A 13,844-nucleotide genomic window follows, 5' to 3' on the forward strand; every position below is an offset into this window, starting at 1 on the left:
ACGGCAGCTGCTACGTCGCGCGCGACACCCGAGCCTTCGCCCGCGACATCGGGCTGATCCCGCGTACCACCCCGGTCAGCAGCCCGCAGTCGAACGGCATGGCAGAAGCGTTCGTCCGCACCCTCAAACGCGACTATGTCCGCGTGAACCCCAGACCAGACGCCCAGACCGTCATCGAGCAGCTGCCAAGCTGGCTCGCCCACTACAACGAGGTGCATCCGCATCGCGCTCTGGGCTATCGTTCACCCCGCGAGTACATCGCGCAAACCCGCGAGGCCCCGTCAGGCCTTTAGGGGGCAACAACAACCGCATGGTAGACGAGCTTGTTGGGCAGCCACTGCCTCTCGATCTTCAGCTTGAGGCCTTTGGGGAAGTTGCGTTGGACCAGAACTCTTCGTCTCGTTCGACTGCCAGATTCCGTCATGGGGGTCGGCAAGGGCGGGCGTAGCGAGCGAGGCCGAGAGCGCGAGCGCGCCGAGGAGACAGGGCTTCATGGATCCTCCTTTACAGTTAAAAGCGAGTGGTTTCTTCGAGGTGACGTTCGACCTCCGCTCGCTCGGTCCAGAGCGTGCGGAAGGTCTTGCTAGCGAGGAACGGCAGCTGGTCGCCGCCGTGCCGGGAGCCGGGCTGGCTGGAGTTGCCGTAGCTCATCAGCCCGACCGCCTTCATCGGCGTCGAGAACTCGACCATCGACATCCAGGTCTCGCCATGCACCGGCGTGCGCGTGCCGTTGGTCAGCGGGCCCCAAGTAATAGTGCGGAACACGCCGGTGTTGCCGAAGCCGCCGTTGGCGGGCAGGTCGGTGCCGCCCAGCGTGAAGCGCGACACCTCGCCATAGGGTCGGTCGACCGCGCCATAGAGCGCGCGCGTCTTCGCTACTGCCTGCTTCAGCATCGCCAGCGCCGCCGTGGGATCCTTCAGCCCGGTCGGCGTCGCGATCGGTGCGGCCGCCGACCAGGTCTCGCGATAGTTGCTCAGCACCGTGAAGTTCTTGGGGCTGAAGATCGCCGCCCAGGTCTCGAACAGCAGCGCAGCCCGCGCGTCGGGCTCGTAGCGATGGTCCCAGCCCTTGAGCAGCGCCGCTGCCTGGCGCAACCCGGGGTCGGCGCTCGCCTCGGCGAGCGGCACCAGCTCGGGCAGCAGCCGGTCGGCCATCAGCGAGCGGGTCGTCACCTTGCGCGCGACGAAATCGTCGAAGCTCGGCTTGGGCCCCTCCGCCATCAGCTTGACCGACATCTGCGAGCGCAGGCTCTCCGGCCCGATGGCCGACAGATAGGCGGGATAGCTGCTCGGCTTCAGCGGCGACGGCCAGGTCGGCACCCAGGGCGGGTCGTTGGTGTTCTGGACAAAGCCCGACGCGGGGTCGAGCACCTTGGGCAGGTCGTCATAGGAATGAATGTCGGTCCACAGCGTCGCCGACGTGTCGCCCGCCACCGGCTTCGACCAACTCGCATAGTCGCCGTCCCGGTGCTTGGGCAGGATGCCGTTGTCGAGATAGAGGATGTGGCCGTCGCGGTCGGCATAGACGATGTTGAACATCGGCACCTGCAACCGGCGCAGCGCGCGTTCCATGTCGGGCCAGCCACGCGCGTGTCCCATCTCCCAATATTCGGCGAGGCCACCGGGGCGGTCGAGGCCGGCGACCTTGAGCGCGATCGCACCCCCGCCCGGCAGGTCGAACACCGGGCCCTGCACGGTGCTCCGCTGGTCCCACTCGACGGTCTTGAGCGAGCCGTCGGGCTGGCGCACCTTGTAGCTCAGGTGCCGGACCTGGAAGGGCAGGGCCTTGCCGTCGAACAGATAGCCCGCACCGCTTGGCGTCAGCTTGTAGCTGGTGAAGCCGAGGATGGTGTTGACCGTGTTGGTGAAGGCGACGTCATGGGTGAAGCCGAAGCGCAGCACCGGCAGGCCGACCTGGGTCGCGCCATATTCGGCGAAGCCGGGCATCGAGAGGTTCGCCTCGAAATAGGTCTGCCAGCTCGATGCCCATTGCAGGTGCGGGTTGGCGAGCAGCATGGCATGGCCGCTCGCCGAACGCGCCGGGCCGACCGCCCAGGCGTTGGAGCCGTCTTGCTCGCTCGCGCCCGCGGCTGGGTCGTACTCGCCCTCGCCACCGCCGGTCGCCGCGCTCAGCACCCGCTGCTCGGAGGCGATGTAGAGATAGGTCATGACGCGGTGCGCGTGCGCCATCACGTCGAGGCCGCTGACCGGGCCGACCTTCAGCACCTCCGGGTCCAGCCTGTCGCGATGCGCGGCGACATAGGCGTTGATGCCGGCCGCGAACGCGTCGAGGTCGGCGCGAAACTGCGGCGTCTGCGCCTTGTACCAGGCGACCGAGCGCTCCGGCTGGCCGTTGGCGATCAGCCAGCGGTCCGACGCCTCGAACTTGGCGCCCCAATATTCCGCTGCCCTGGCGCGCGACTCGCCATAGATGTGGAGCAGCAGGTTGCCGTGCGCCTGCGCCTGCGCGTAGCCGAAGCCGTAGAACATGCTAGTCTCGGTTTTGGCATAGACGTGCGGTACGCCGAAGCTGTCCCACAGGATTTCGCCGCCGCCAGCGGTGCTCGGTGCCGGTGCCGCCCCGCCCAGCGCCGAGGACGCCATTGCCGTCAGGGCTGCCAGCCACACTCGTCTCATGCTGCCGTCTCCGTCACAGGCTGACGCCGATCCTGAGATAATAGAAGCCGCCTGTGAAGCCGTATCCGGTGGTGTCGGCTATCGGCCGCTGCCTAGCGCCGGGTTGTAGATGTGGTCAGCGTGATCCGAGTATAGACCTAATCCAATCGACATCGACGCTGAGCGCTAGCGCTGGTGCCCGGTGGTCAAGATCGATCAAGCATCCCGCATCCGCGCCAGGAGCATGGCCGCGATCGGGGCGGCGGTCTCGGCAGTCTCGGCCGCCTGTTGGAACAGGCCGAGGTCCTTGGCAGGAATGGCGCTCTGGTTGAAGGTCGGGGTTCCGCTCGCCACCAGCTTTCCGTAGCTCTGGTAGACGGGTGCCGGGAACAGAGTGTTGGTCAGCATGTCGACCACCGCCGCGACGTCGGCTCCCCTGTTCTTCGCCATGCCCAACGCCTCGGTCAACGAAGCCGCGGCGGACATGATCAGGAAGTTGCCCGCCAGCTTCACGGTCAACGCGGAGCCGATGGTCTCGCCGAAGTCGAATACGCCTTGTGCGCCCATCGCCTCCAGCAAGGGACGCACGCGCGCTTTCGCCGCCGCCGGTCCGGCGACCGGCACCCACAGACCGCGCGCCGCCGCCGCCTCCGGCCTGCCGAAGATCGGGGCCTCGATAAGGTGCGAGCCGTGGCGGGCGTGGAGCGCAGCAAGCGCCTGGGAGGTCTCGGGTGCCATGGTGGTCATGGACACATGCACGCCGCCAGCTCCCAGCCTGTCGAGGAAGTCCTCGCTGCCGACCACCTCCTCAACCGACGCGCCGTCCCAGAGCAGCGTCATCAACACGCCGCCTTGGACCACCGCGTCGGCAGGGCGCGCCGCGCGCTCCGCCCCGCGCGCGACCAGCGCATCGGCCTTGCTCTGCGTGCGGTTATGGACCCGCAGACCATAGCCTGCCGCCAGAAGATTGGCGGCGATCGGCGCGCCGAGATCGCCCAGACCGATAAAGCCGATCTCAGTCATGCTCGTCCTCCTTGTGTCGATCCCGGGCACCGAGCCACCGCTCGAAGCGCGCAATGTTGGCCGTCAGGTCGGACCGGAACCGCTCCAGCCCTGCCATGCGGTGGTTGGCCTCGGCGAGGTGCTGGCGCAGGATCGTCAGCACCTGCGTCTTGGCGTTCATCTCGTCCGGTTCGGCGAAATAGAGCTCGATCACCGATCCTATCTCGGCAAGGCTGAGGCCCAGCGCCTTCAGATCCTCGATCTTCTTCAAACGCAGGATCGCCTCCTCGGGGTAGCGGTGCTGGCCGTTACCCTCCCGCTGCCCGCGCGGCAGCAGGCCGAGCTGTTCGTAATGGCGGATGGTGCGCGGCGTCACCTTGGCCCGCCGGCCCATCTCGCCGATCCGCATCAACATCCGGCCAGGCAGTCAAACATCACGTCCACGTCACGTTTATGGCAAACGATGCGGAGAGTTTCAAGGCGCAGCGTTCCCGATCCGCCACGCGGCCAGCTCGCGCCAAAACATGCCGGCACCGCTTTCCAAGCTGCCGTCCGGTTCCCATCTGTCGGCCATGAGTGAAGAGCTGATCCGTCTCGGCCTGGTCGACGAGGAGGAGGTGGTCCTCGACGAGGCCGCTCTCCTGCTGGCGCGGCTTGACCATCCCGACACCGACCTGACGCCCTATGAAGAAACGATCGAGGCGATCGCGATCCGCTTGCTGGTCGTGGGCAACGCCGCAAACACCGCGCGCGAGCGTGCCGATGCGCTGGCGCTGGTGCTGGCGGAGGAGTTCGGCTTCATCGGCGATCGCGATACCTATGACGATCCGGCGAACGCCGACCTGATCCGGGTGCTCGACCGCCGCCGTGGCCTGCCGGTCAGCCTGTCGATCCTCTACGTCGCCGCCGCGCGCCGGCTTGGCTGGACGGCGAACGTGCTTGATGTGCCCGGTCATGTGCTGGTCCTGATTGGCGAGGACGCTGCCGCCGTCATCGTCGACCCCTTTCGGGGCGGCATTCTGGTCCAGCGCGACCAGCTGGCGGCAATGGTGAATGCGGTGCATCCCGCCGGCACCGGCGTCATTCGGCATGTCGCCGCGATGCCGAACCGTGCCGTGCTGGTCAGGCTGTTGCTGAACCAGGCGACCCGCGCCGAGCGGGCGGGCAAGGGGCGACGCGCGCTCGACCTCTACGCACGGATGACGGCGATGGCACCCGATTACGGTCATGGCTGGTGGGAGCGCGCCCGGCTCGAACTGGCCGATGGCGATGTGCCGGCGGCGCGCAACAGCCTGACCGCCATGCTGGAGGTGACGCGCGACCCCGACTTGCGCAAGCGGGTGGCGGGCACGCTGGAGGCGCTGGGGTCGTCGTAGCCGCACGACGGCTTGCACGGATCATGTCGACAGGCGGCGGCGTTGAGGCTTGCGACGCGTCGATGGCAACCACCGCCTGCTCGCGGCGACGAAGGGAATGAACGATGGCCGATGAGAAACTCGATCCCGACTTCGCCACCCTGCCGCCCGTCGACCGGGCCGAGATCGAGGGCCTCTCCGGCATCGGCCTGCACCACGCGCCCGTGGCCGCGGACGAGCAGGTCACCGGCGAAGCGTTCCACCACCAGGAGCAGGATGCGGCAGGCACGGTCTGGGAGCCCAACTGGGAGCCGATCGACACCTATCGCGACGGCGAGATGGTCATGCTCGACGATGGCGACCGGCAACTGCTCGGCAGGCGCGAGATGGGCATGTGGATGGAGCTGGCAGGTGGCGACGAGCGTGCGCAGCCCGATTACCAGCCGATGCTCTGGTCCTACGCGCCGGACCAGGTGAAGTACGACCTGCTGTAAGCGACGGGGGCGGCTGGTGACGGTCAGGCCCTGCCGATAACCGCGACCAGCGGATCGCCGCTCCGACCGTCAGCCAGCACCTCGACCGCCACTTGGCCGAACCCCGCCCGCTCAAGGTAGAGCCGTACCAGGGCGGCATGGCCGGCGGTGTCGAGCGACCGCCAGATCGCCACCGCCTTGGTCGGGAAGCAGCGGTTGGAGAAGCTGACGATGAACGGCGCGTTCGGCACCAGCACGCGCCGGACCTCGACGAACACCGACACCGGCTGCTGCAGATACTGCGCCCCGACGCAGCACAGCGCCGCATCGAACGCGCCGTCGGCGAGCGGCAGCGCGGGATCGCGATTGAGGTTCTGGACGAACCAGCGATCGAGGCGGGGATTGGCGGCCAGTTCCCCGGCGTTCATGCCGTGGCCGACCAGCTCGGCATAGCGGCGGTCGTCCGGCAGGTGGCTGACCCAGCTGGACATGAGGTCGAGCACGCGCCCGCCCTCCGGCAGCAGCGAGCGATAGCGCGCGGTCAATGCCGCGACCGCACCCTCGTCGATATGGGTGACGAGGCGGCGCGGCGCGTAGAAGGCGAGGTCGTCACCCTCGTCCTGCTTGGCGAATGCACCGTCGGGCAGTTCGGGAAGCTCGTCGCTCACGAAGCGATCCGCTCGGCCACATCGCCGACGCGTCGTTCGGGCGCGATCATCTCCGCCAGGGTCGCCGGCCGGTAATCGCGCGCATCGACGCCGACATCGTGCTGGCGCAGCAACGGCTTCAATCGGCCATGGCTATGACCATGAAGGTTGATCGAGCGGCGATGCTGGCCGTTCCAGCTGCGGAGCGGATAGTGGCAGAGCACCACGAGCGTGCCGCCGACGGTGAGTTCGGCATAATGCTGGACGCTTGCCCAACCGGCAGCCGCCATCGCGCCGGCGTCGTCATTATTGCCGAGCACCAGGTGCTTGACGCCGTTCAGCCGCGCGAGCAGCGGGGCCACGTCGGCGGCGCGGCGGACGACATCGCCGAGATGCCAGACCTCGTCCTCGTGCCCGACCGCCGCGTTCCAGGCGGCGATCAGCGCTGCATCCATCGCCGCGACGCTCGCGAACGGACGACGATGGATGTTGATCGTGCGGTGATCGCCGAAATGGGTGTCGGCGGTGAAGAAGAGCGCCACGCCGCGTCGCTCAGAGCATCTCGAGCGCGGCTCGCCCGCTCGCGGATGCAAACACAGCGTCAAGCGCGTCCGGCAGATTGTTGTTTCTCATCGCGCCGCTGCTCTCCCGGTGTTGTCTGTCAACGCGCGGACGTCCGATCCGGCGCAACGCCACCGTTTGAATGCCCACGGCCCCGACGCCAGACGAGGCTTGCGATGATGATGGCGGCGAGCACCAGCAGGCTGGGCCGCCCTGCGTCGCGGTCCAGCCAGTCGGCCACGACCAGCCCGAGCGTGACCAGGATCGCGAGCACGGGGACCGCCGGGTGCAGCCAGATGCGGTGGTGCGCGCCGGTGTGGCCGCGCCGCCTGCCGACCAGCACGGCCACGCCCAGCAGCAGGAACTCGAGAATCAGCTGGTTAGAGCACAGCACCAGCAGCACACGCTCGCCCAGCGCCATCAGCACAACGGCAGCGCCGCACAGGACCAGCGTCGCGATCACCGGCGAGCCGCGTCGGCTGAGCCGGGCGATGCCGCGGGCCAGCGGTGCCGGCCACAGCCCGTCGCGCGCGGTCGCATAGAACAGGCGACCATAGCCCATGATCGTCGCCGCGATCGCGTTGAACACCGCCAGCAGCACGCCCGCGCTGACCACCGCCGCAAACGTCGGGCCACCGGTCGCGCGCAGCACCGCGGCGACTGGGGCCTCGTCGGCGAGCACCGCGCGCAGGTCCGGCGCGCCGAGCAGCGCCGCGATCAGCGGCCCGGCAATCAGCAGGGCGGCAAGCGGGCTGATGATCGTGACGACGCGGCCGATGCGGCGTTCGGCCTCGCTCATCTCCTCGGCGAAGTAGAGCGCCCAGCTCGCTCCCGCGCAGGTGAACACCGATGCGACGGTGGCGAGCGCGATCATCGGCAGCGGCGTCGGCGCAAGCGTGCCGGCAACGAGCATCGACGGGTGGGCGACCGCCACGACGAGCGAGCGCGCCGGGTGGAGCAGCGCCACCCCGGTAAGGGTCGCGAGGGCGGCGAGCTCGACCGCCAGGAACAGCCCGGTGATCGCCGCGCCACTGCGGATGCTGAGCACGGCGACGCCGGCAGCGGCGACCACGCAGGCCAGCGCAACCTCCGGCAACGCCGGCGCGAGCACGCGGACATAATCGGCGAAGCCCAACAGGCTGAACGCCAGCGTCGTCGGTGCCGACACCAGCATCATCACGACATAGGGATAGGACAGGAGCGGGCCGAGGATCGCCGTGAAGCTGGGATAGACGCCGCCCGCATCCGGGAAAGCGGCACCCAGTTCCGCATAGAGCAGCCCGACCATCGCCGCGAGTGTGCCGCCGATCAGCAGCGCCGGCACCGCCCCCGTTCCCGCCAGCCGGATGATCCCGGCGCCGAACAGATAGACCGACACGACGGGCGACAGCGCGGAGAATGACAGGAACATGATGCCGAGCGGTCCCAGCGACCGGGTCAGCCCCGCCCGCGCATCGCCCGTCACTTGCCGCCCGATCGTGTCGCCATGCCCGGCAGGCTAGCGACCGTCCTGCGGTGCGCAATGACGCCCGCTCACCTTTTGCGCATCGGAGCGCAGCTTTCCACCAAGGCGCGAGCACGGGAGACGTCCAACATGCCGCCATACCGGGCGCAGATCGCACCCTGGCCGTCGATGGCGACGCTGAACGGCAGTCCCGGTGTTTGCGCCCACAACGCCGCGCGCACGCTGTCGTGGTCGCTCGCCGCGGGGGTCCAGCGGCGCTCGGAGGGCAGGCCGGCGATCATCGCACGAGCGCGCGGCCCGTCCTCCATGGACAGGACCCGCAGGTTGAGGGGCGCTGCCGCCGCGATTAGTCCGTCGAGCCGCGCCAACTCTCCCCAGCAGGGCGCGCACCATGGTGCCACGAGGAGCAGCAGCGTGTTGGGCGGCAGGTCGACCGAAGCCGGCGGTGCCTCGGCACCGCCAAGCATCGCCGCGGCGGCGAGCAGGAGACAACTTTGCGTCCATCGCGAGTAAGCGGCTCTCGACACGCGACGCCAGCCATGTTTTTCTACCGACAGCAGGGAGGATGTCATGATCGCAACATTGATCGCGCTGATCGTCGGAGGTCAAGCGGCGGCGTCGGCACCGCCGTCCTCGGCGCGGCCGAACGTTGTTCTCACCAATCAGCAGCGCCTTGACGCGGCGACGGCCGCCGCGGAATCGGGACGGTGCACGGAGGCGGTGGCACAGTTCGGAGAGCTGGAGAGCACGCCCGTGTACAAGCGCAACCGCCTGCTCGCCGCGGCGGTGGATGTGCGCAAGGGAGAGTGCCTGGTCCGCATCGGGCGCTCGGGCGAGGGATCGGCGGCGATCGAGCGCGGGCTGCCGAACCTGAAGGCGCAGGGGGACGCGTTTGCCGGCGACGTTCGCACCGCGCTGATGGCTCTTGGTGCGGCGGCGGCGGATCGGTTCGACTATGATCGGGCGGCGTTCCACTACCGGGCTGCGGCGGATATGGCCAAAGGGACGGCCCGGATTGTTCCGCTCCTGCGCTTGTCGCAAGTAACGATGTTCGATCGCGACGGCAGCGCCTTGGCCGCCGCCGACGAGGCGCGCAAACTGTCAGTGGCATCGCCGGATCTTGGCAAGAAGGACGTGGCTGCCGTCCAGAGCCAATATGCGCGCGTGTTGTTGAACGAAGGTCGCGCTGCAGAGGCCTATCGCATCCTGAAGGACAGCCTGGCCAAGCAAGGCGGACTGACCAACAAGGTCGGCCTGAGCGACATTACCACACGATCGGACCTGGCGATCGCCGCCTTGCAGAACAAGCGGGCTGATGATGCGCGCCTGTACCTTGCTTATACCGGTGCGGGACGGATGAAGGACACGCCGTTTAACCGGGCCGCCATCATGGCCGCGCCGGCTTGCGGGGAGGGCGGGGTGACGCCCGACGACATGGCGATCGTCGAGTTCTCGCTGGAGAGCGACGGGCGCGTGGTCGGCGTGACGCCCATCTACGCCACGGGCGGCCGCCGCGCCGCGGTGGCATTTGCCGGTGCGGTGAGCGAATGGTCGTGGCGGGCCGAGGAAGCTGCCAAGATCCCGGCCCTGTTCCGCTACACCACGAGGGTTGAGCTGCGATGCAGCAAGGCAGCGGAGGGCAAGGGCATCCTGGCCCCCCTGCGCGAGGCGGCCATGACCTGGCTCGCTGCTACCGCCGGCACCGCGCCATGGGCCGATCTGTCCGATGCGGCCGCCCTGCCGCTTCAGCGCGCCGCTCTGGAGCGGGCTCGCGCGACGGGCAACCAGGCCGGGATCGCCCAGGTGGCGCTGGCGATGGCGAACAGTTCGGTCACGACTTCGGACGAAACCGCGACGCTGCTCGATACGGCGGCGGCGGCAGCTCGCGCGGCAAGCGCGCCGGCGTCGGTCCGCCACCTAATCGAACTACGCCAGGCCGGCTCTAACCAGCGCGATGTCAGCCGCTGGCGGGCTACCCTGCGCACGTTGCTGGCGAGTAGCGATTACGCGAGCGATCCGCTCAGCGCCGACACGGTGCGTCTGCTCATCAGCCAGCCCGCCGGCAAGACGCCGCCGCCCGACGATGCGGCATCGCTTCAGTCGGCGGTGGCGAGCGACGCCGCGCTTCCCGCCAATCACCCGCTCAAGGTGGCGGCTCTGCTCGGGCAGGCCAATGTCCTGGCCGCGAAGGGCGATGTCGCCGGCGCACGCAGCGCGTTTGACCGCACCGGGCTGAGCGGCGAGCAATGCGCGCAGCTGGGACTTGCTCCGGTCATGCGTTCGCTCAGTGCCTCGTCGAGCGATTACCCCATGGCAGCGGTGCGGATGGGCTTCGAAGGCTGGGTGATCGCCGAGGCCGACGTGACCCCGGACGGCCGCACCACCGTCCAGCGCGCGACCATCGCCTATCCGCCGTTCGTCTTCGACGATGCCGCGATCGGCATCGCCAAGGAGGCGCGCTATTCCAGCTCGTTCCGGCCCGACGGCACCCTTGCCTGCCAGGGAGTGAGGCTGCCCGTCAAATTCCTGCTGCCGAACTGAGCGCGACCTGACAATAACTGGTACGGCACGGACCCGGAGGAAACATGATGCCCAGATTGACACTCGGTCTGTTTGTCGCGGCGGCGATGCCGGGTCAGGCACTCGCCGCCGCGACCGTCCCGGCGTCCGGGTATCACCGCGCGCCCGATGCTATCGCGCGCATCCTGGAAGCGGCAACGGTCCCGGTCGTGTCGGTCAGCCCGGACCATCATATGCTGGCGATCCAGGGGCGGGAGAACCTGCCGACGATCGCCAATATGTCGAAGCCGATCCTGCGATTGGGCGGGTTTCGCATCGACCCTGCGACAAACGGGCAGGCGGAGGTGCGCGTCCAGTGGCTGAACGCGCTGACGCTGCAGGATGTGGCGAGCGGGCGCAAGACGACGGTATCGCTCCCCGAAGGCACCCGGTTCACCAATGCCAGCTGGTCGCCGGACGGCAAGCGGCTGGCGATGGTCGTCCAGACCGCCGATGGCTTGGCGCTATGGACGGCGAGCCTCGACGGCCGCCACCGACTTGTCGCCGACCATGTCAGCGCCGCGTTTGCCGGTATGCCATACGAATGGGCACCCGACAGCGCGTCGCTGATCGTACGCACCGTCGATCCGACGCGAGGTCCTGCTCCTGTCGCGAGCACCACGCCGGCCGGGCCGATCGTCCAGGATAGCGGCGGCCGCCGCTCCGCCGCGCGGACCTATGAGGACCTGCTCGCCGACGCGCATGACGAGGCGTTGTTCGACTATTATTTTACCGGCCTCCTGATCCGCGTCGGTGCCGATGGTGGCGCAGCAACCATCGTCAAGCCGGCGGGGTTGTGGAGCGACTTCTCGGTATCGCCCGACGGGCGCTACCTGCTGACCGAGCGGCTCAAGCGGCCGTATAGCTACCTCTTGCCCGCCGAGTTTTTCCCGACCGAGATCGCGGTGTCGACGATCGCGGGGCAGCCGGTGCGCACCATCGCCGATCGACCGCTCGCTGATGATCTGCCGGTCGATTTCGACGCGACGGTGAAGGGGCCGCGCGAGGTGTCGTGGCGATCGGACGCACCCTCGAGCCTGCTATGGGCCGAGGCGCAGGACGGCGGTGATCCCAAGGCGGCCGTGGCGTTCCACGACCGGCTGCTGCTCCAGGCTGCCCCGTTCAACGCCGCGCCGGTCAAGCTCGCCGACGTTCCCAAACGCTATGAGCGCACCTTGTGGGGCGACGACCAGTTTGCGCTGGTCGTCGATCGAGAGTGGAAGACACGGACCGAGCATCGCTATGCGATCGCTCCGGTGCGGCCGGGCGAGACGCGCCTGCTGCTGACGCGCAACTACCAGGACCGATATGGCGACCCGGGCGCGCCAATCGTCGAGAGGAACGCCGCCGGCCATCCGGTGATGCGCTTTACCCCCAATCGCCAGGCGGTGTTCGTGACCGGCGAGGGCACCACCAACGCTGGTGCCTATCCCTTCCTTGCGCGGATGCCGATCGCGGGCGGCGAGCAGACGCGCCTGTGGACGACGAGCGCGCCCTATTACGAGCCAGTGGCCGCGCTGCTCGACGAGCGTGGTGAGCGCATCCTGACACGGCGCGAGAGCGCGAAGCTGCCGCCCAACTACGTGGTCGAGACGCTCGGCGGCGGCAAGCCGAAGCAGGTGACGGACCTTCCCGACCCAGCGCCCGCCTTTGCCAAGGTGACGATGCGCACCATCACCTATGCGCGCGCGGATGGACTGAAGCTGTCGGGCGACCTCTATCTTCCGGCCGGCTATGACGTGAAGCGAGACGGACCGCTGCCGACGCTGCTCTGGGCGTACCCGGCGGAGTTCACCGACGCGACGGTCGCCGGGCAGACGGTGGACGGCGGCAACCGCTTTGTCCGCCCGCGTGGTATCAGCCACCTGTTTGAGCTGACGCAGGGCTATGCCGTGCTCGACAATCCCTCGATGCCCATCGTTGGCGCGGTGGGCAGCGAGCCCAACGACACCTATGTCAAGCAGCTGCAACAGGACGCGCAGGCCGCGGTCGACGCGGTTGTCGCGCTAGGCGTCGGCGACCGTGATCGGATGGCGGTGGGCGGCCACAGCTATGGCGCGTTCATGACCGCCAACCTGCTGGCCCACACCGACCTGTTCCGCGCCGGCATCGCGCGTTCGGGCGCGTATAACCGCACGCTCACTCCCTTCGGTTTCCAGGCAGAGCAGCGCACCTATTGGCAGGCGACCCCGACCTATACCGAGATGAGCCCCTTCACCTATGCCAACCAGATCAAGGTGCCGATCCTGCTGATTCACGGCATGGCCGACGACAATCAGGGCACTTTCCCGATCCAGTCGGAACGGATGTATGCGGCACTGAAGGGCAATGGTGCGACGGTCCGCTACATCCAGCTGCCAGCCGAGCCGCACGGCTATCGCGCGATGGAGTCGACCCAGGAGGTGCTTTGGCAGATGACCGACTGGCTCGACCGCTACGTCAAGCCGAAACGCGTGGCGGCACGCTAGGAGTAGAGCCAGGCCGTTAGCTCGCCCGCTTGCCGACGCTCCCGCTCAGTAGCGCCAGCTCTTCACATCGGCGTCCTTCGGCGCGGTGGCGAGCATGTGGTCGATCATCGGCGGTAGCAGCCGCTCGTTGACCGTCACTCGCGACGCCTTCGCCCAGTCGGGCGCTGCGCCGGTATAGCAATGCGGAGCGCCGGGGCCATAATCGAACGTCGCGTCCGAATGCGGTGCCCGCGTCTTCGCCAGCGCCTGATCGAGCAGATGGACCGCGCCGTTGAGGTAATAGGTATCGGCATCGCCGACCGCGACGTGCAGCTTGCCCTCCAGCTTGGGGCCAAGCGTCGCCCAGTCGCGGATCAGGATGTGGGTGAGGTCGTAATGGTCGTGCCAATAGCCCAGCACCGCCTTGTCGATCACGCCTTTCGTCTTGTCGTAGATCGCCGCGGGGTAGCCGTCGGCCCCCACGGGCGAGAACACCGCCTGCCAGACGTCGAACTGCTGCCCCGAGCGGCCGTGCGAGCCGAGCGCCGCCTCGAAATGGTTCGCGCCGCGCATGGTCGCGGTGATCTCGCCGTCGCTCTTGCGATCCGCCGGCGTGTCGATCGTGGCGAACGGCCCCTGGCGGACAACAGGTCCGCTTGATGCGGTTCGGTCCTACTGGTGCGGTTTTCCCGAGGCGGTGCAGCGGGTTACGCGCACAC

General features: G+C 68.3%; 13 protein-coding genes. 5 read left to right on the plus strand and 8 right to left on the minus strand.

What is annotated here, in order from left to right:
* The coding region (locus HUU96_RS03800) for an integrase core domain-containing protein (protein WP_174291530.1) at positions 1 to 293 on the plus strand (293 nt) is incomplete at its 5' end.
* Positions 294 to 510: 217 nt separating this feature from the next.
* Here HUU96_RS03800 and HUU96_RS03805 read toward each other — a convergent pair.
* From HUU96_RS03805 to HUU96_RS03815, 3 genes are all read right to left on the minus strand, one after another.
* On the minus strand, positions 511 to 2,637 hold the full coding sequence (locus HUU96_RS03805; RefSeq protein WP_174291531.1) for a penicillin acylase family protein: 2,127 nt from the start codon (positions 2,635 to 2,637) through the stop codon (positions 511 to 513).
* 195 nt (positions 2,638 to 2,832) lie between these two features.
* Positions 2,833 to 3,639 carry an NAD(P)-dependent oxidoreductase gene (locus tag HUU96_RS03810; RefSeq protein WP_174291532.1) on the minus strand — a complete coding sequence of 269 codons (807 nt, stop codon included), beginning with the start codon at positions 3,637 to 3,639 and terminating at the stop codon, positions 2,833 to 2,835.
* Positions 3,632 to 4,033, minus strand: a complete 402-nt coding sequence (locus tag HUU96_RS03815; protein WP_217430257.1) for a MerR family transcriptional regulator — start codon at positions 4,031 to 4,033, stop codon at positions 3,632 to 3,634. Before HUU96_RS03815 ends, HUU96_RS03810 begins: the two co-directional genes overlap by 8 nt.
* A 157-nt stretch (positions 4,034 to 4,190) precedes the next feature.
* Between HUU96_RS03815 and HUU96_RS03820 the strand changes: the two genes are divergently transcribed.
* Complete coding sequence (locus tag HUU96_RS03820) at positions 4,191 to 4,994, plus strand: SirB1 family protein (protein ID WP_174291534.1); 804 nt, start codon at positions 4,191 to 4,193, stop codon at positions 4,992 to 4,994.
* Between the two features lie 104 nt (positions 4,995 to 5,098).
* The gene (locus tag HUU96_RS03825; RefSeq protein WP_174291535.1) at positions 5,099 to 5,467 is read left to right on the plus strand and encodes a hypothetical protein; all 369 of its coding nucleotides are present in this window, start codon (positions 5,099 to 5,101) and stop codon (positions 5,465 to 5,467) included.
* Positions 5,468 to 5,490: 23 nt separating this feature from the next.
* On the opposite strand, the gene HUU96_RS03830 is transcribed toward HUU96_RS03825, so the two are convergent.
* From HUU96_RS03830 to HUU96_RS03845, 4 genes are all read right to left on the minus strand, one after another.
* The gene (locus tag HUU96_RS03830) at positions 5,491 to 6,114 is read right to left on the minus strand and encodes a methyltransferase domain-containing protein (RefSeq protein WP_174291536.1); all 624 of its coding nucleotides are present in this window, start codon (positions 6,112 to 6,114) and stop codon (positions 5,491 to 5,493) included.
* A complete protein-coding gene (locus HUU96_RS03835; RefSeq protein ID WP_174291537.1) occupies positions 6,111 to 6,635 on the minus strand; it encodes a metallophosphoesterase family protein in 525 nt (174 codons plus the stop codon). Before HUU96_RS03835 ends, HUU96_RS03830 begins: the two co-directional genes overlap by 4 nt.
* A gap of 119 nt (positions 6,636 to 6,754) precedes the next feature.
* On the minus strand, positions 6,755 to 8,119 hold the full coding sequence (locus HUU96_RS03840) for an APC family permease (protein WP_174291538.1): 1,365 nt from the start codon (positions 8,117 to 8,119) through the stop codon (positions 6,755 to 6,757).
* A 68-nt stretch (positions 8,120 to 8,187) separates the two neighbouring features.
* The gene (locus HUU96_RS03845) at positions 8,188 to 8,691 is read right to left on the minus strand and encodes a TlpA family protein disulfide reductase (RefSeq protein ID WP_174291539.1); all 504 of its coding nucleotides are present in this window, start codon (positions 8,689 to 8,691) and stop codon (positions 8,188 to 8,190) included.
* A 148-nt stretch (positions 8,692 to 8,839) separates the two neighbouring features.
* Here HUU96_RS03845 and HUU96_RS03850 point away from each other — a divergent pair, with 148 nt between their 5' ends.
* Positions 8,840 to 10,660 (plus strand): energy transducer TonB, encoded by a 1,821-nt coding sequence (locus tag HUU96_RS03850; RefSeq protein WP_174291540.1) that lies wholly within the window; start codon positions 8,840 to 8,842, stop codon positions 10,658 to 10,660.
* Between the two features lie 47 nt (positions 10,661 to 10,707).
* Complete coding sequence (locus HUU96_RS03855) at positions 10,708 to 13,146, plus strand: S9 family peptidase (protein ID WP_254604961.1); 2,439 nt, start codon at positions 10,708 to 10,710, stop codon at positions 13,144 to 13,146.
* 45 nt (positions 13,147 to 13,191) lie between these two features.
* Here HUU96_RS03855 and HUU96_RS03860 read toward each other — a convergent pair whose 3' ends face one another.
* Positions 13,192 to 13,698, minus strand: coding sequence for a hypothetical protein (locus HUU96_RS03860; protein ID WP_174291542.1), 507 nt, complete (start codon positions 13,696 to 13,698; stop codon positions 13,192 to 13,194).
* Positions 13,699 to 13,844: the final 146 nt, after the last annotated feature.

The organism is Sphingomonas bacterium (assembly GCF_903644135.1).
In the GTDB taxonomy this organism is placed as follows: Bacteria; Pseudomonadota; Alphaproteobacteria; order Sphingomonadales; family Sphingomonadaceae; genus Sphingomonas.

Excerpts from the sequence above, each read along its gene's own strand:
- HUU96_RS03845 (WP_174291539.1), bottom strand. The coding sequence starts at position 8,691 with ATGACATCCTCCCTGCTGTCGGTAGAAAAACATGGCTGGCGTCGCGTG.
- HUU96_RS03810 (WP_174291532.1), bottom strand. The coding sequence starts at position 3,639 with ATGACTGAGATCGGCTTTATCGGTCTGGGCGATCTCGGCGCGCCGATC.
- HUU96_RS03860 (WP_174291542.1), bottom strand. The coding sequence starts at position 13,698 with ATGCGCGGCGCGAACCATTTCGAGGCGGCGCTCGGCTCGCACGGCCGC.
- HUU96_RS03820 (WP_174291534.1), top strand. The coding sequence starts at position 4,191 with ATGAGTGAAGAGCTGATCCGTCTCGGCCTGGTCGACGAGGAGGAGGTG.
- HUU96_RS03825 (WP_174291535.1), top strand. The coding sequence starts at position 5,099 with ATGGCCGATGAGAAACTCGATCCCGACTTCGCCACCCTGCCGCCCGTC.
- HUU96_RS03815 (WP_217430257.1), bottom strand. The coding sequence starts at position 4,033 with ATGTTGATGCGGATCGGCGAGATGGGCCGGCGGGCCAAGGTGACGCCG.
- HUU96_RS03805 (WP_174291531.1), bottom strand. The coding sequence starts at position 2,637 with ATGAGACGAGTGTGGCTGGCAGCCCTGACGGCAATGGCGTCCTCGGCG.
- HUU96_RS03855 (WP_254604961.1), top strand. The coding sequence starts at position 10,708 with ATGCCCAGATTGACACTCGGTCTGTTTGTCGCGGCGGCGATGCCGGGT.